Consider the following 16,123-nt stretch of genomic DNA (forward strand, 5'->3'; position numbering starts at 1 on the left):
GCGGCCGCCGGCAGTGCGGGTCAGGGACTCCCCTGCCCGGTCCCTGACCCGCGCTGGACGAGGTCGCGAGCGCGCTCACGCAGCTCGTTCTTCAGGACCTTCATGCCGGCGTTGCGCGGCAGCGCCTCGACGACCGCCACATGGCGCGGTGCCTTGAACCCCGCGATGAGCCCTGCCGCCCAGGTCCTGAACTCCTCCGCGTCCAGGGCGGCGCTCGGCCGGGGCACCACGAAGGCGGCCGTGACCTCGCCCATCCGCTCGTCGGGGACGCCGACCACGGCGATGGACTCCACGTCCGGGTGCTCCCCGAGGATGCGCTCGACCTCGGCCGGGTACACGTTGAACCCGCCGACGATGACGACGTCCTTGATGCGGTCGACGATCCGGATGAACCCGCGGTCGTCCATCACCGCGACGTCTCCCGTACGGAGCCAGCCGTCCTCGGTGATCGCCTCCGCCGTGGCGGCGGGCTCGTCCCAGTACCCCGACATCACGGTGTAGCCCCGGCACCACAGCTCGCCGGCGGTGCCGCGCGGCACGTCGCGCCCCTCGGGATCGACGATGCGCACCTCCACCTCCCACGCCGCCCGGCCGACCGTGGTGGTGATGTCGGCGAAGTCGTCCTGCCGGGGCCGGGTCGCGGTGACCAGGGAGGTCGCCTCGGTCAGCCCGTAGCCGCTGTGCAGGATCTCCGGACGGAGCACCTCGCGGATCCGGCGGTTGAGCTCCGGCGGGACCTGGGCCGCCGACGCCATCACCACCCGCAGGGCGGACAGGTCGGCCTCCGGAAGGCGCGGCGAGGCGAGAAGGTCCTGGAAGAGGGTCGGCGGGCCGCACAGGATCGACACGCGCTCCCGTTCCATGGTCTCCAGCACCGTGCCGGCGGAGAACACCGTCTGGGGCAGGATGGTCGCCCCGTGGACGATGCACGCCATCCATCCGGCCTTGTACCCGAAGGTGTGGAAGAACGGCGGGATGATCAGGTACCGGTCGCCGGCGCGGAAGTCCATGACCCGCGCCAGCCAGCCGTGCGCGCGCAGCGACTGGCCGTGGGTCAGCACCACGCCCTTCGGTCGCCCGGTCGTTCCGGAGGTGAACATGATGTCCGAGACGGTCTCGCCGGCGACGGCGTCGACCGCGGCGCGGGCCCGGTCCTCGCCGACCGGGGCCCCAGCCGCCATGAACTCCTCCCAGGACAGGTCACCGGTCGCCGCCTCGCCGGAGAGCACGACGACCCGGCCGGGGGCCAGCGCCGCGAGGTCGGGGGCCGCCCGCCGGGCCATGCCCGGGTAGTCGCTGCCGAGGAAGCCGGTGACGGTGAACAGGGCCGTCGCGCCGCTCTTGCGCAGGATGTAGGCGGCCTCCTCGCCCTTGAAGCGGGTGTTGAGCGGGACGAGGATCCCGCCGGCGCCCTGGACGGCCAGCGCGGCCAGGATCCACCGGGCGGAGTTCGGCGCCCAGACCGCGACCCGGTCCCCCGGCCGGACGCCGAGCGCCATCGCCGCCCGGACGGCGTCGATCATGACCTCTTCCAGCCGGGCGAAGGTCAGCCGCAGGTCCCCCTCGATGATCGCCTCGCGGCCGGGGTGGCGCGCGGCCGCGACCCGCACGGCGTCGGGGATGCTGAGGAAACGCTCGTCGTCACGGATCCGGAACTCCGGCGGGATGTACTCCCACCGGTCCTCCCGGCTGGGCAGGGCCTCGGCCGCCATGCCTTCCACCTTCCCGCTGGACTTGAATAATTCAACCTATTAAGTTGATTCTATGACCGCATCTCTCACCGACGGGGGGCCGGTGGCGGGCGGCGGGGAGCTGCTCGTCACCGGCCACGGCCCCGTCCGCGTCCTCACGCTCAACCGGCCGCGGTCGATGAACGCGATCACCACCGGGCTGGCCCGCCGTTTCAAGCGGGCGCTGGCGGCCGCGGACGCCGACCCGGCCGTGCGGGCGATCGTCATCACCGGATCCGGCGAGCGCGCCTTCTGCGCGGGAGGCGATCTGCACGAGCTGGCCGGGCGCGCGGACCCCTCCGTCCCGGGGCCGCGCGTCGTCTCGGAGCTGGTCCGGGACCGGATCGCGACGCCGGTGATCGCGGCGGTCAACGGCCTGGCCTACGGCGGCGGGCTGGAGCTGGCGCTGGCGTGCGATCTGGTGGTGTCCGGCGAGCACGCGCGCTTCGCGCTGCCCGAGGTCAAGCGGGGCGTTCTCGCCAGCGGCGGCGGGCTGGTACGGCTGCCCGGGATCGTCGGCACCCGGCGCGCCCTCCAGCTCCTGCTGACGGGCGAGCCGATCGACGCGGCGACCGCACTGGAGTGGGGCCTGGTCAACCAGGTGGTGCGTCCCGCGGAAACGCTCACGACCGCCGTGGAGCTCGGCTCGTCCATCGCCGCCAACGCCCCGCTCGCGGTGCGCGCCAGCAAGGCCGTGGCGCACGTGTCCGCACGCCTTCCCGAGCCGGAGGCCTGGGCACTGAACGACACCTCGCACGACGAGATCGCCAAGAGTCACGACGCGCTCGAAGGACCGCGCGCGTTCAGCGAGAAGCGGCCCCCGAGGTGGAGCGGGCGATGACCGGCGTGCATCTGATCGGCCTCCTCGACGGATGCCCGCGGGGCGGATTCCACCGCGCCCGCGGGCACCCATAGACGCTGCCCGTCCGGCCGGGCCCGCGCCGGGTCAGGGACCGGCGGGCTCGAACGCCGTCGAGACGGCCACGTCCTCCCAGGCGTCCAGTTCACCGCCGACACCGGCCAGCTTGCCCCGGACCGCCTTCACGGCATCGGCTCCCAACGGCAGCCGGCCGGGCGGTTCGGCCGCCTCGACGGCCCTGATGATCGCCGCCGCGGCGCGCCGGGGGTCGCCCTGCTGCGCTCCGTCCAGCCGCTCCAGCCCTCCCTGTATGGCCGTGACCACCTCGTACTCGGGAAGGCGCCGCCCGGCCTGCCGCAGCCCCGGCCCCGCCCATCGGGTGCGGAACGCGCCCGGCTCGACGATGGTGACGCCGATGCCGAACGGCGCGAGCTCCAGCCGCAGCGCCTCCGACAGCCCCTCGAGCGCGAACTTGGAGGCGTTGTAGATCCCCAGCCCCGGCTGGCCGGTGAACCCCGCGACCGAGCTGATGTTCACGACATGGCCCCGGCGGCGCTCACGGAAGTGCGGGAGGAGCGCCCGGACGAGCCGCAGCGGACCGGTGAAGTTGGTGTCCATCTGGTGCCGGATCTCCTCCTCGCTCACCTCCTCGACCGCGCCCAGCAGGCCGTAGCCCGCGTTGTTGACCAGGACGTCGATGTGGCCGGCCAGGCGCAGTCCCTGGGCGGCGCGCTCCGCCAGCACCTCGGGCGGGTCGGTGGCGTCGAGCAGGATCGCGAACGCGCGCCCCGGGGCGAGCGCCTCGAAGTCGGCCGCCCGCTCCTTGTCGCGCAGGGATCCGACCACGACCCCGCCGCGTTCGAGCACGGCCTCGGCGAGCGCCCTGCCCAGCCCGCTCGACACACCGGTGATCATCCAGTGCGTCGCCGGCGTCCGGTCGCTCATTCGTCGTTCACCCATCGCATGAGGCGCTGCAGCGGGTAGAAGCCGTCGTGCGCGAGCCCCGGCGGCATGCCGCCCGCACCGCCGAGCGGCACCACGCGCTGCACGCCCGCGGACGCCAGGGCGTCGCGCAGCTCCACCTTGCGCGCGGCCGGGTACACGCCGACGGTCTGCGTCGCGACGCCCGCGTGGCGGACGGCGTCGGCCAGCGAGGGCACGGGCACGACGTTCACGATCTTGCCGTCGGGGTGGAACTCCACGGGCTCGGGCGAGCGGATGACCAGCCCGCGGCCGTCGTATCCGCCCCAGACCCGGTAGTCCTCCTCCAGCTCGCGCAGCACCTCGATCTCCTCGCGCAGCTCGCCGCCGACCTTCGGGCCGCCGGCGGAGGAGAACTCGCGCGCCACCCCCAGCCGCTCGCACAGGACCGCCGCGAAGCGGTCGGCGTTCTCCACCGGCCCCTCCACGAACTGGAAGCGGCTGGCCACGCACGCGGCCTGGTTGAAGAAGGTGGCGTCGGCGGCGGCGGCCTCGGCGGCCTCCCCCAGAGCCTCCTCGGAGGCCAGCGCCTCCCGTCCGATGAACGAGATCGACGACTTGGGGTCGAAGGACACCAGCTCGAACCCCGGGCCGACGTACTTCAGGGCGCCCCGGATGGTGGCCTCGCCGCCCCAGGCGACCAGCTTGTCGAAGAACTGCGCGCGGAAGATCGTGCTCTCCACGGTCTCGTCCCCGCCCCGCCAGTACGCCGCCGAGAAGGAGCGCACCACCGGGTGCCCGGGAGCGAGCGCGATCATCGTGCGGAGGATCGCGGTGGCGGTGAACAGGTCGTTGGAGGGCAGCTTCAGCAGGTTCACGCCCTTGGTCACCGCGCCCCGCACGATGGACATGGCCGCCACACCGGGAGCGTTGCCGGCCAGGATGTGCACCAGGCGCGGCGGGAAGGCGCGGATCGAACCGACGCGCCCGCCCGGCAGCGCCACCTCCCGCCAGCCGTCGAGCACGTCGGAGCCGCCGAGCTCGTTGTCGATCTGCGCCTGGATCTGCGCGCGGTCGAAGCTGCGCCACAGCCGGGCGTACGCCCGCTCCAGGACCTCCCGCGGCAGCGGGTTGACCTCGACCATGTGCTCCAGCGCCTCGGCGAGCAGGCCGTCGGCATCGGCCTTGAGCCGCTCGCCGGTCTCCACCAGCAGATCGACGATCTCGGCGACGGGCACCTCGAAGGCCGGTCCCGGCTCCGTCCTGGACCACACCAGGTGGTCCAGGTCGAGAGCGGGCGTGGCGAACTCCGCCCCCGTGCGGCCGTGGACGATGTCGGTGCCCTGCTGGACGGCGCCCTGGACGACGTGGACCACGGGAACCGGCCCTCGGGTCGTCACCGCGTCACCGCCGGTGCCGGACAGTACCGTGCCGCTCATGCCTGGATCATCCCCCTCACGTAGGAGTCGAGTGTCGCCGCGCAGGTGATCTTGTCGTCGCCGCCGAGGTCGCCGTACCGGGACACGTCGGGCAGCACCGTGGGACCGGTCCTGCCGCACGCGCACGCGGAGAAGTCGACCTTCACCCGGTCGCCGCTGATCAGCCCGCCCCAGCGGCCCTCCAGGGAGAGGTCGAGGAAGGCGAAGCGCCCCTCCACCACTCCCTCGTCCTCGTTGAGCAGCCGTTCGCCCGGCTCGTCGAGGACCAGCGGGAGGACCCACGGTGGTATGTGGTAGTTGCCCTTCTCGCAGGACGGGCAGGAGCCCTGCAACTCGGTCATGCCGTAGCTGCGGACCCTGCGGACGCCGCCGAAGAAGTCGCCGAACTGCTTCATGTAGTCCGCGGGCAGGACCTGGTTCTTGTTGCCGCCTCCGGCGAGCACCAGCGAGTCGGGGTGGAACTCCCCGTCGGGGACGCCGCGCGCCCGGAGGCCCTGGATGAGGGCCCACTGCTGGTTGTTCATCCCGGCGATGAAGAGCGGCTCGCGCCGGTGCTCGGCGATGTCGTCGAGCAGCCCGTCCAGCGCGGCCTGCATCACCCCCTCGCGTTCGCCGGAGGCGTTCTCGAACTCCTTGACCTCCTGCGGGGTGGCGGTGCCGTCGACCATCTTCTTGCGGAGCAGCCCGCTGTGCATCAGCTCGGAGACGCGCAGCGAGTCCTCCGTCAGGAGCCGCAGTTCGCCCTCCTTCACGAACAGGTCGGCGTGCATCCGGAAACCGTCGATGGAGCGCATCGGCCCGCTGGCGGGCGCCAGGATGTAGCCCCGGCGGACGCGCTCGGGCGGCAGCGGGTCAGGCCAGCAGGTGAGGTTGGCCATGATCCGGCCCAGCAGGTCCCGGTCCGCCGCGGTGCTGTTGAGGAACGAGACCTTTCCCGACGTCCCGCTGGTGATGTAGAGCCGGTGGCCGGCCGCGTCCAGCCGCCCGATCCAGTCGTCGATGTCGGTCACGCCGTCGACGTCGACCTCGCCCGTCTCGACCACCGAGACCGTCGAGTACCAGCGCAGGAGGCGGTCCCAGTGTCCCGAGGTGATGTAGGAGAGGGGGTAGGACTTGTAACTGGTGTGGGAGAACAGCAGCGGGACGATGTCGCCCTCCGCGCGGATCTCCTTGACGCCCGTCTCGTCCGCTCGGCGGCGCAGCAATGGGATGCGCTCCCGGTGCTCGCCGAAGCACTCACGGGCGGCCTCCAGTTGGAGGGCGCGCACCTCTTCCGATGGTCTGTCGAACGGGTCACCGGAGCCGACGAAGCTCCTGATGGTCTCCCGAGCGCTGGTCACGGCCTCTCCTCCTCGACCCCATCCGGCCCCCGGACGGACGGAGGTAGCGTCAGATTCACATACCGAATCTGAAAGATTTAACTATATCGAGCGTACGTACGCGCCCCGAACCGTGTCAATGGCCCCTCCCGGCCGTCCGGGAGCGCCACCAGGATGTTCTCGACCACCTCGACCCCGCGCCCGAGATTCCGCGTTGACGCCCGAGGCGGCGGAATTTAAGTTATATGAACTAACTGATTACGACGCGTTGTGCGAGGAGACGGGCCATGGACCGGGTGCTCTGCCGGCTGGAGGGCGGTGTGGCCGATGTGCGCCTCAACCGTCCGGACAAGCTCAACGCGCTCGACGACGCGATGTTCGCCGAGCTCATCGGGGTCGGCGAACGGCTCCGGCACGAGGCGGGCCTGCGCGCGATCGTCCTGTCCGGCGAGGGCCGCGCGTTCTCCGCCGGACTGGACTTCGCCGCCTTCCAGGCCCAGGCGGACGCCCGCCCCTGGCGGCCCGCCGCGGTCGAGGACGCCGGGGATCCGCCGGACGAGTTCGGCGTCCCCGGCCTGGTCCTGGGCCGGGGACAGAAAGCCGTCTGGGTGTGGCAGGTGCACGAGGTCCCGGTCATCGCCGCCGTTCACGGCTTCGCGCTCGGTGGCGGGCTGCAACTGGCCCTCGGCGCCGACATCCGGCTGGTGGCACCGGACGCGCGCATGGGCGTCCTGGAGATGGACTGGGGGCTGACGCCCGACATGTGCGGCACGCAGATCCTGCCGCGCCTGGTCGGGGTGGACGTCGCCAAGGAACTCACCCTCACCGCCAGGAAGGTCACCGGGGAAGAGGCCGTCCGCATCGGGCTGGCGACACGCGTGTGCGCCGACCCGCGGGAGGAGGCGCTGGCGATCGCCGCGCAGATCGCCGGCCGCAACCCGGCGGCGGTGCGCGCCGCCAAGAGCATGCTGAACCGCGCCTGGGACGAGGAGGCCATGAAGGCGGGATTCCGCGCCGAGCGCGCGTTCATGGAGCGCAATGTGGGCAGTCCCCTCCAGCGCGAGGCCGTGCGCGCCAGGCTGGACGGGGCGGCGCGCCGGTGACCGCCTCCCCCAACGGGCACGACGCGGACGCGGCCTGCGAGCCGAGCCGGGTCGCCGTGGTGACCGGCGGCACCCGAGGGCTCGGAGCCGCGATCACGCGCGTCCTGACGGCCGAGGGCGTGCACGTCGCCGCGGTCTTCGCCCGAGACGACGAGGCCGCCCGCCGACTCGCGGACGAGGTGGCGGCGGACGGCGGCTCCCTGTCCCTGCACCGGGGCGACGTGGGAGACCGCGCCTTCTGCCGGCGGCTGGTGCAGGACGTCCTGGCAACGCACGGCCGGCTGGACCACCTGGTGAACAACGCCGGCCTCCTGATCGAGAACAAGGTCCGCGCGATGACCCAGGAGGAGTGGGACGACGCCCTGCGGGCCAACCTCAGCGGCCCGTTCCACCTCGCGCAGGCGGTTCTGGAGCCCATGACCGACCGGCGGTTCGGCCGCATCGTCAACATCGGCAGCGTGACGGCCGCGATGGGCAGCCCCGTCGAGGCGGGCTACGCCGCCGCCAAGGCGGGGCTGCTGGGACTGACCCGTTCGCTGGCGCGGTCGGTGGCGCGCAAGGGCGTGACGGTGAACCTGGTCGTGCCCGGGGTCTTCGAGACCGACATGACCAACGTGATGCCCGCTCCGGCACAGGAGGCGATCCGGGCGATGATCCCGCTGGGCCGCCGCGGCGACCCTGGAGAACTCGCGCACGCGGTGAGGTTCCTGCTGGACGAGCGCGCCGGCTACATCACAGGATCGGTGGTCACCGTGGACGGCGGCCTCAGCATGGGCGCCTAGGGCCTGCTCGAAGTGGCCACAAGTACCGCGGCCAAGGCCCTGACGGGAACCGCGAAACGGCGTCCCCGCCTTGATCAGACCGCGGCGCACCCCCTTTCGACGGTACGGAGGACAGATGGACGATGAGATCACCGTGGGAGTGCGCGTGCCGCACGAGCTCTTCCACGACGCGGCGGCGCTGCGGGATTTCGTGGCGGACGCCGAGGAGGCCGGAATCGACCGGCTGTTCGTCGGCGACCACGTGACCTTCAAGGGAGGCCAGGGCTTCGACGGCCTCCTCCACGCCACGGCGCTGGCGGCGCTGTCGACGCGCGTCACCGTCCAGACGGCGGTCTACCTGCTGCCCCTGCGCCATCCCGTTCCGGTGGCGCGGCAGGTCGCGTCTCTGGCGGGCCTGGCCCCCGGCCGAGTGGTCTTCGGTGTCGGCGTGGGCGGGGAAGACCCCGCCGAGTACCGCGCGTGCGGCGTCGACCCGGCGACGCGCGGGCGGCGGATGGACGAGGCGATCCCACTGGTCCGGGCGCTGCTCGGCGGCGCGGAGGTGAGCGCGTCGGGCGAGTTCTTCACGCTCGACGACGTGTCCGTCCGGCCGGCGCCGGAGGTCGCCGTGCCCATCATGGTCGGAGGCCGGTCCGACGCGGCGCTGCGCCGTACGGCGGAGCACGGCGACGGATGGCTCGGGCTGTGGACCACGCCCGAGCGGTACGCCGCGTCCTGCGCCCGGATCGCCGAGCTCGCCTCGGCACGCGGCCGCCAGGTCAAGCGGTGGGGCCACGGCATGCACGTCTGGTGCGGTTTCGGCGACTCCCCCGGCGAGGCCCGTCCGGGATTGGCCACCATGATGGAGCGCCTCTACCGGACCCCCTTCGAGAAGTTCGAGCGTTACAGCCCGTACGGGACTCCCGAGGACGTGGCGGCGGCGTTGCTGCCGTACGTGCGAGCGGGATGCCGCTCCTTCAACCTGATCACGGGCGACGCCGGCGCCCAGGCCACCATCGAGGGCGCCGTCGCCGTGCGCACCCTCCTGCGGAAAGCACCGTCCGACTCCTGACGAGCGCGACTCCGCGCCGCTCGAAGGTGCCCCTCAGAGGCAAGTCCGCCCTGGGCGGCGCGGATTCCCTGCAGGGATGAAGAGAGCCAAGGGACGCTTCGCACAGATCCTCCCGGCCGTCGCCGCGCCGGAGCACCGGGACGAGTATCCGACCGCGTGAAAGGCGGTTGGTCCAACCTGGCAGCCATAAAGGAGCCCGGATTCGTTCGGGACTCACCATTCCCGGCAAGGAGCACCGCCTCTGAGGCAGGGTTCCCGTTCCGGTTCTCGGGAGGCGCGCCGGGCCCACTCGAGAAGGGACCCGGCTCGCCTCAGCCCAGCAGATCGAGCACCGTGGTCATCGACTGGTTGTTCAACAGGTACTCCCCCGCGGCCTCGAGGTGGGCCCGCCACAGTTCCTCGGCGGCTTCGGACTGCCGGGCGGCCACCAGCTCCACCAGCCGCACGTGGGCCCGGAAGCCCTCCCGGTTCGCCACGATGTTCTCGGGGCTGCCCGCGTCGAGATCCACATGCGACCAGTTCGCCTGGTCGATGATGTGCCGCACCATGCCGTTGAGCACCCGCATGGTCTCGTTCCCCGACATGTCGACCACCAGCGCGTGGAACTGCATGTGCGCGCGGATGAACGCCGGCGGATCATCGATCAGCAGCTCGGCCTCGCGCACCGCGGTGCGCAGCCGGTCGAGGTCGTCATCGGTGGCCCGCTGCGCCAGAAGCCCCGCGCAGGGAGCCTCGATCAGGTTCCGGGCCTGGTAGAGATCCTGGAGCGTGGTGCCGCGGTACTCCAGGACCAGCCCGGCGTACCGGGCCGCGACCTCTCCCTGCGGAACCTGCACCCGCGCGCCGCCCCGGGCACCGCGCCGGATGCTGATCAGCGCCTCGGACTCCAGCACGCGGAAGGCCTCGCGCAACGTCGGCCGCGAGACCGAGAACTCCTCCATCAGCGTGGTCTCGGCGGGCAGGGCCGCCCCGCCGGCCAGCTCACCGCGCACGATCTTGCGGCGCAGTTGCGCGGCCACCAGCTCGGCCATCTTGGGGACGCGGACGCGCCGGCCCAGCGTTCCCGGCCCCGTCGTCGACTCGGTGGACTCGGTCACGCTCCTCCGCCTTCCGCCCCGCACCGGACGGGAGCGGCCGGTGCAGTGTCAGCTCTCATGACGCTAGGGTAGCAGAATTTAATAAGTTATCTCTTTATTCTGTTACGGCTAAATTGGCGAGGGCATGTCGGTCATCCGAGACGGCCGTGCGCCCGAGCACCGGCCCTCTCCAGCATGGAGTCCGGCCGCGGATGCTCGTCGGCGTCGAAGCCACCCGCACACTGCGCCGCCGGCTTGCCGCCCGGGACAGGACGGTTGACCACCGGGGGTCGGCCACGCCCGGCTGCGGTCCGGGCACTTCCACCGGCAGGACCGGCCTGGAACTTGACATATTAACAATATTATCTAACTTATTCGCCATGACGATGCATCGACTGCCGACCCTGGCGGAGGCGTGGTGAGACTTCGCGTAGAGCCGGAGCTGGAGGAGCTGCGCGCCGCCATCGACGGTCAGGCCGCCAAGACGGTCGCCCCGCTGGCCCCGCGGGTCGACCGTGACCAGCGCTTCTCTCCGGAGTTGTGGCGGGCGGTCTGCGAGCTGGGAATGACCCGGCTGCCGTTCGCCGAGCGGTACGGCGGCGATGGCGGCACGGTCCGCGCCTACATGGTGGCGAGCCGCGAGGTGGCACGGCACTGCGCCGTCGCCGCGCTGTACCCCGGCACCACCATCCAGGTGGCGATGACCCTGCTCAAGCACGGCACGCCCACGCAGATCGAGCGCTTCGTCCCGGGACTCGTCTCCGGAGAGTTGATGGCGGCGTGGGCGTTCACCGAGCCGGCGACCGGTTCGGACCCCCGTCAGATCACCACCCAGGCCCGGCGCGACGGCACGGGCTGGACGCTCTCGGGCACCAAGCAGTTCATCTCCTTCTCCGAACAGGCCCAGCTGGCGCTGGTGTTCGCAAGGACCTCCGACAAGGCGCTGGGAGCGTTCCTGGTGGACACCTCTCTCCCGGGCTGGCAGGCCGGCCGGCCGAGCGAGGTGCTGTCGATGGGTGGGACGGAGGCCCGGCCGGTCACCCTGGATAACGTGCGGGTGGACGACGACGGCCTGGTGGGCGGCCTGGACAGCGGGTTCGAGGTCATGCTGGCCGGTGAGGCGTTCGGCAAGGTGCGCGCGTCGATGATCTGCGTGGGGATCGCCACGCGGGCCCTGGAAGAGGCCGCGTCCTACGCTCTGACCCGCGAGTACCGCGGCACGCCGATAGGCAGGCGTTTCCCCACCGTGCAGGCGCTCCTCGGAAAGGCCGCCGCGGATGTCGTCGGCGCCGAGTCCCTGGTCCTGACCTGCGCCGACCTGCTCGACCGGGGGGAAAGAATCGCCGCGGAGGCCGCCGCGGCCCGTCTCGTGTCGGGACGGGCCGCGCGGGAGGCCGCTCAGGCGGCGCTGCATGTGTGCGGCGCGTACGGGCTGACCAAGGACATGGTGGTGGAACGTCTCTACCGCGAGTCGGTGTTCTTCGACGTCGCCCAAGGCGTGGCGGAGATCCAGCAGATCATCATGGCGCGCGAACTGCTCGCCGCCACACCTGGGAGCGGCGCTTCGTCCTGACCCACTCCACCAGGCACGACCGGACAGGCCCTCGTCATGGTCAGCGCGGACAGTGAACCGATCCGCACGGACGCTCCCCGGGCCGACTCGATCGAGCAAGACGCTCTCCCGATTTTTTCACCCGTGTTCCAAGCCCTTGGGCCCAACCACGACCGATGGGCTCAGGGGCCTGTTCGCGTTCGTCCAGGAGGTCATTCGGCGGTGCCTTCGCCCTTGATGGAGCGGATGAGGAGCTGGGAGACGTCCACGACCTCCAGCGATTCCTTGGCCTCGCCGGAGTTCTTCTTCTCGTTGATGGCATCGCCCAGCATCACCAGGCAGAACGGGCACGCGGTGGAGACGGTGTCGGGGTCGGTGGTCAGCGCCTCGTCCACCCGCTCGGTGTTGATGCGCTTGCCGATCCGCTCCTCCATCCACATCCGCGCACCGCCGGCGCCGCAGCAGAAACCGCGGTCCTTGTGCCGGTGCATCTCCTGGGTCTTGACGCCCGGGACGGTGGCCATGATGTCGCGGGGCTGCTTGTAGACCTTGTTGTGACGGCCCAGGAAGCAGGGGTCGTGGTAGGTGATGTTCTCCTCGATCGGGGTGACCGGGGTGAGCCTGCCCTCCTCGACCAGGTGCGCCAGCAGCTGGGTGTGGTGCACGACCTCGTAGTCCCCGCCGATCTGCGGGTACTCATTGGCCAGGGTGTTGAAGCAGTGCGGGCAGGTCGCCACGATCTTCTTGGCGCCCGCGTCGTTGAGCGTCTCGACGTTCTGCTGGCCGAGCATCTGGAACACGAACTCCATGCCCAGGCGGCGGGCCGGGTCGCCGGTGCAGGCCTCCATCGGGCCCAGCACCGCGAACTTGACGCCGGCGATGTGCAGCAGCTCGGCGACCGCCTTGGTGGTCTTCTTGGCCCGGTCCTCCAGCGCCCCCGCGCACCCGACCCAGAACAGGTACTCGGTGTCCTCCGACAGCTTGTCGTCGACGACCTCGACCTCGAAGTCCAGCTCCTCGATCCACTCCAGGCGCTTCATCTCCGACATGCCCCAGGGGTTGCCCTTGTTCTCCAGGTTCTTGAGCATCACCCCCGCCTCCGACGGGAACGAGGACTCGATCATCACCTGGAAGCGGCGCATGTCCAGGATGTGGTCGATGTGCTCGATGTCGACCGGGCACTGCTCCACGCACGCACCGCAGTTGGTGCACGACCACAGCACGTCGGGGTGGATGACCCCGTCCTCGCCGACCAGCTCCTTGTCCACCTGCATGGCGGCCCTCTGCTCGTCGGTGAAGGCGGCCCGCTCCTCCTCCGAGGCCAGCATGTAGGGGGCCTTGGCGAAGGCGTGGTCGCGCAGCTCCAGCACCACCATCTTCGGGGACAGCGGCTTGCCGGTGTTCCAGGCCGGGCACTGGGACTGGCAGCGCCCGCACTCGGTGCAGGTCGCCATGTCCAGGAAGCCCTTCCAGGTGAAGTCCTCGATCTTCCCGCGCCCGAAGGTGTCCTCGTCGGGGTCGGCCTCCTCGAAGTCCAGCGGCTTGCCCCGGCTCATCATCGGCTGCACCGCGCCCAGCCCGTCGGGGCGGCGCTTGAACATCACGTTCAGCGGCGCGATGAAGATGTGCAGGTGCTTGGAGTTGACCACGATCACCAGGAAGATCAGCGCCACGCCGATGTGGGCCAGCAGGAAGAAGGCCTCCAGCCCGTTCAGCAGGCCGCTGTCGGGTTCGCCGATGTTCTCCAGCAGCTGCCCGACGCCGTAGGAGGCGTAGGCGGCCCTGCCGTAGGAGAAGTTGCCGTTGGCGACCTCCATGCCGCGGAAGGCCAGCATCGTCCAGATCACGTTGAAGATCATGAACAGGATCAGCCACGCGCCGCCGGTGTGCGAGCCCTTGAACCGCGATCCCCGGTCCAGCTTCTTCGGCGAGTTCCTCACCCGGATGAGCGCGAAGGTGGCCAGACCGGCCAGGCACGCCAGCGCGATCGTGTCCTGGACGAACCCGATCGGCCCCCAGGTCTGCAGGAACGGGATGTGGGCGTGCAACCCGAACAGCAGCTGGACGCCCGCCTCGCCGTACACGGTGATCAGCAGCAGGAACGCCCACATCACCGCCAGATGCGCCGCACCGGCCACCGTCCACTTCAGCAGCTTGCGCTGCCCCAGGACCTCGGTGACCTGCCCCTCCACACCGCTCTTCTTGTCACGCTTGAGCTGAAGAACACGATCGGGGTCGGGCTGACCGCTCTTGAACAGATCCCACAGGAACCTCACCCGCCGGCCCGCCAGCGCTAGCGCCACCGCTACACCGACGAGCCCGACGATCAACGTGATCGCGTACTGCACAGTTCCGTCCTCCTGAGGTACGGGCGATGACGATCGCCCCGAGACCAGAATCACCGCTGGGCCGGCGCCGGACGCACTCCACCGCACCAGACTTGCAAATCAGTCAAATTAGATTACTATTTCTCGGACCATGAGTCGACCTGTGAGGCCCGCAGGCACGGCAGCGCGCCGCCGGGGCCGGAGGCACCTCGACCACTCGGCCGCCGCCCGCGCGGTGCGGCCGAGGCGCACGTGGGCCGAGCTGCGAGGTCGCGACTTCTCACCAAGGAAGCACATCGTGACCACACCGCACCCCCCTCGATCTCACCGGCCATGTCGCGCTCGTCACCGGTGGGAACTCCGGCGTGGGTCTCGGCATGGCCGAAGGGCTGGCCCGCGCCGGAGCCGACGTCTGCATCTGGGGCAGGAATCCCGGCAAGAACGAGTCCGCGGCCGAGCGCCTCGCCGCGCACGGCCACCGGGTCGCCGCCTACGAGATCGACATCGCCGACGAAGACGCCGTCGTCGCCGGCTTCGCCAGGACGGTCGAGGAGTTCTCCCGGCTGGACTCCTGCTTCGCCAACGCGGCCTTGGCCAATTCGATGACCAACCCGCGCTACCTCGACTCGACGCTCCAGCAATGGCGCGACCTGATGCGGGTCGACCTGGACGGCGCCTACCTCACCACGCGCGAGGCCGCGCGCACCATGGTCGAGCTCGGCAACGGCGGCAGCATCGTGCTGACCTCGAGCGTGGCCGCGCTCTTCGGAGCTCCACGCGAACAGGCCTACGCCGCTGCGAAGGCCGGACTGCTGGCGCTGTCGCGCTCACTGGCCGTGGAATTCGGCAAGTACCGGATCCGGGCCAACGCGGTCCTGCCGGGCTGGACCCGCTCGCCCGTCCTCGACGGCTGGCTGGACAACCCCGCGGTCGCCGAGAAGGTGATGGCGCGGATCCCCCTCAGGCGCTGGGGCACGCCTGAGGACTGGGCGGGCGTCGCGATCTACCTCGCGAGCCCCGCCTCCTCGTTCCACACCGGCGACTGCCTGCGCCTCGACGGCGGATACGGGATCTTCTGATGCACGAGACGACCTCCTCCCGGGTCCTGGTGACCGAACTGACCGACGGCGTCCTGACCCTGACCCTCAACAGGCCCGACGCGCGCAATGCCCTGTCGCCCGACCTGGTCACCGCTCTCGACGAGGCGCTGAGCCGGTTCGAGGAGGACGACGCGGCGCGGGTCGCGGTGATCACCGGTTCCGGCCGCGCGTTCTGTGCCGGGCTGGACCTGAAGGTCTTCGCCGCCGCCGATGCCGACCGGCGCACGGTCGGTGCGCTCATCCGCCGCTTCGGCAGGCTGTCCAAGCCGCTCGTCGGAGCGGTCAACGGCCCGGCCGTCGCGGGCGGCCTCGAACTGGCCCTCGGCTGCGACTTCCTGATCGGCGGCCCGCAGGCGATGTTCGCCGACACCCATGTGAAGATCGGCGCGTTCCCCGGCGGCGGGATGACCGCCCGGCTGAGCCGTGCCGTCGGAACCCGCACGGCCAAGGCCATGAGCCTCGGCGGCGTCCGGCTCGACGCGCAGGCCGCCCTTCGCGCCGGCCTGCTGAGCGAGCTCGTCGATGCGGAGGAGCTCGTGACGAGAGCCCGAACGATCGCCGGCAACATCGCCACGGCCAGGCAGGAGCTCGTCGCGATCGTCCGGAAGCTCTACGACGAGAACGCCGACAGGTCCCTCGACGACGCCCTGGCCTTCGAGGAGGCCGAGCTCCGGCGCTGGCGCGAGAACCAGCGCCTCAACTGGTCAGTGTGAAGAGGCGGGCGGTCGCACGCCATCACGCAGAACCGTCGGGACAGGAAGAACGGGCACGGGCATGCAGGGCGGAGCGGTCGCCACGCGCCCTACGGCATGCCGGCTTGGCCATCTCGGCCCTGCTCCATACTCCCGGAGCCAAGCCGGGACG

Annotated in this window: 12 protein-coding genes and 1 pseudogene; 7 read left to right on the forward strand and 6 right to left on the reverse strand. The window is 71.0% G+C overall.

Translation table 11 applies throughout. The features are described 5' to 3' along the window. Window positions 1-20: 20 nt before the first annotated feature. The gene (locus ACZ466_RS55575; RefSeq protein ID WP_378283485.1) at window positions 21-1,712 is read right to left on the reverse strand and encodes an AMP-binding protein; all 1,692 of its coding nucleotides are present in this window, start codon (window positions 1,710-1,712) and stop codon (window positions 21-23) included. 52 nt (window positions 1,713-1,764) lie between these two features. Between ACZ466_RS55575 and ACZ466_RS55580 the strand changes: the two genes are divergently transcribed. After that, window positions 1,765-2,571, forward strand: a complete 807-nt coding sequence (locus tag ACZ466_RS55580; RefSeq protein ID WP_378283484.1) for an enoyl-CoA hydratase-related protein — start codon at window positions 1,765-1,767, stop codon at window positions 2,569-2,571. Window positions 2,572-2,676: 105 nt separating this feature from the next. Here ACZ466_RS55580 and ACZ466_RS55585 read toward each other — a convergent pair whose 3' ends face one another. The 3 genes from ACZ466_RS55585 to ACZ466_RS55595 are packed head-to-tail and all read right to left on the reverse strand — an operon-like array spanning window position 2,677 to window position 6,289. Further along, a complete protein-coding gene (locus ACZ466_RS55585) occupies window positions 2,677-3,534 on the reverse strand; it encodes an oxidoreductase (RefSeq protein ID WP_378283483.1) in 858 nt (285 codons plus the stop codon). Then, a complete protein-coding gene (locus ACZ466_RS55590) occupies window positions 3,531-4,949 on the reverse strand; it encodes an acyl-CoA reductase (protein WP_378283482.1) in 1,419 nt (472 codons plus the stop codon). Before ACZ466_RS55590 ends, ACZ466_RS55585 begins: the two co-directional genes overlap by 4 nt. Next, window positions 4,946-6,289: a hypothetical protein gene (locus ACZ466_RS55595; RefSeq protein ID WP_378283481.1), complete on the reverse strand. Its 1,344-nt coding sequence runs from the start codon at window positions 6,287-6,289 to the stop codon at window positions 4,946-4,948. The genes ACZ466_RS55590 and ACZ466_RS55595 overlap by 4 nt, the downstream gene beginning before the upstream one ends. A gap of 266 nt (window positions 6,290-6,555) precedes the next feature. On the opposite strand from ACZ466_RS55595, the gene ACZ466_RS55600 reads away from it, so the two are divergent. The 3 genes from ACZ466_RS55600 to ACZ466_RS55610 all read left to right on the forward strand — a co-directional run bounded on the left by ACZ466_RS55600 (window position 6,556) and on the right by ACZ466_RS55610 (window position 9,204). Beyond that, entirely contained in the window at window positions 6,556-7,371 is an 816-nt protein-coding gene (locus ACZ466_RS55600) for a crotonase/enoyl-CoA hydratase family protein (RefSeq protein WP_378283480.1), read from the forward strand. Continuing rightward, on the forward strand, window positions 7,368-8,153 hold the full coding sequence (fabG, locus tag ACZ466_RS55605; protein ID WP_378283479.1) for a 3-oxoacyl-ACP reductase FabG: 786 nt from the start codon (window positions 7,368-7,370) through the stop codon (window positions 8,151-8,153). Before ACZ466_RS55600 ends, fabG begins: the two co-directional genes overlap by 4 nt. A 115-nt stretch (window positions 8,154-8,268) precedes the next feature. Beyond that, window positions 8,269-9,204 carry an LLM class flavin-dependent oxidoreductase gene (locus ACZ466_RS55610; RefSeq protein ID WP_378283478.1) on the forward strand — a complete coding sequence of 312 codons (936 nt, stop codon included), beginning with the start codon at window positions 8,269-8,271 and terminating at the stop codon, window positions 9,202-9,204. 311 nt (window positions 9,205-9,515) lie between these two features. Here the strand turns inward: ACZ466_RS55610 and ACZ466_RS55615 are convergent, their stop codons facing one another. Beyond that, on the reverse strand, window positions 9,516-10,301 hold the full coding sequence (locus ACZ466_RS55615) for a FadR/GntR family transcriptional regulator (RefSeq protein ID WP_378283477.1): 786 nt from the start codon (window positions 10,299-10,301) through the stop codon (window positions 9,516-9,518). Window positions 10,302-10,698: 397 nt separating this feature from the next. On the opposite strand from ACZ466_RS55615, the gene ACZ466_RS55620 reads away from it, so the two are divergent. Further along, a complete protein-coding gene (locus ACZ466_RS55620; protein WP_378283475.1) occupies window positions 10,699-11,853 on the forward strand; it encodes an acyl-CoA dehydrogenase family protein in 1,155 nt (384 codons plus the stop codon). Window positions 11,854-12,044: 191 nt separating this feature from the next. Here ACZ466_RS55620 and ACZ466_RS55625 read toward each other — a convergent pair whose 3' ends face one another. Further along, on the reverse strand, window positions 12,045-14,180 hold the full coding sequence (locus ACZ466_RS55625) for a (Fe-S)-binding protein (RefSeq protein WP_464042562.1): 2,136 nt from the start codon (window positions 14,178-14,180) through the stop codon (window positions 12,045-12,047). A gap of 326 nt (window positions 14,181-14,506) precedes the next feature. On the opposite strand from ACZ466_RS55625, the pseudogene ACZ466_RS55630 reads away from it, so the two are divergent. Together ACZ466_RS55630 and ACZ466_RS55635 are read left to right on the forward strand one after the other, a co-directional pair. After that, window positions 14,507-15,238 (forward strand): annotated as a pseudogene (locus tag ACZ466_RS55630) (SDR family NAD(P)-dependent oxidoreductase); the annotation flags it as partial. Beyond that, window positions 15,238-15,972 (forward strand): enoyl-CoA hydratase-related protein, encoded by a 735-nt coding sequence (locus tag ACZ466_RS55635; RefSeq protein ID WP_378292275.1) that lies wholly within the window; start codon window positions 15,238-15,240, stop codon window positions 15,970-15,972. The pseudogene ACZ466_RS55630 and the gene ACZ466_RS55635, both read left to right, overlap by 1 nt. The last annotated feature ends 151 nt before the right edge of the window (window positions 15,973-16,123 follow it).

Source organism: Actinomadura rugatobispora (assembly GCF_055379765.1).

Bases quoted from the DNA above. Each gene is read 5' to 3' on its own strand.
- ACZ466_RS55575 (WP_378283485.1), bottom strand. From the start codon at position 1,712: ATGGCGGCCGAGGCCCTGCCCAGCCGGGAGGACCGGTGGGAGTACATC.
- ACZ466_RS55580 (WP_378283484.1), top strand. From the start codon at position 1,765: ATGACCGCATCTCTCACCGACGGGGGGCCGGTGGCGGGCGGCGGGGAG.
- ACZ466_RS55585 (WP_378283483.1), bottom strand. From the start codon at position 3,534: ATGAGCGACCGGACGCCGGCGACGCACTGGATGATCACCGGTGTGTCG.
- ACZ466_RS55590 (WP_378283482.1), bottom strand. From the start codon at position 4,949: ATGAGCGGCACGGTACTGTCCGGCACCGGCGGTGACGCGGTGACGACC.
- ACZ466_RS55600 (WP_378283480.1), top strand. From the start codon at position 6,556: ATGGACCGGGTGCTCTGCCGGCTGGAGGGCGGTGTGGCCGATGTGCGC.
- ACZ466_RS55610 (WP_378283478.1), top strand. From the start codon at position 8,269: ATGGACGATGAGATCACCGTGGGAGTGCGCGTGCCGCACGAGCTCTTC.
- ACZ466_RS55635 (WP_378292275.1), top strand. From the start codon at position 15,238: ATGCACGAGACGACCTCCTCCCGGGTCCTGGTGACCGAACTGACCGAC.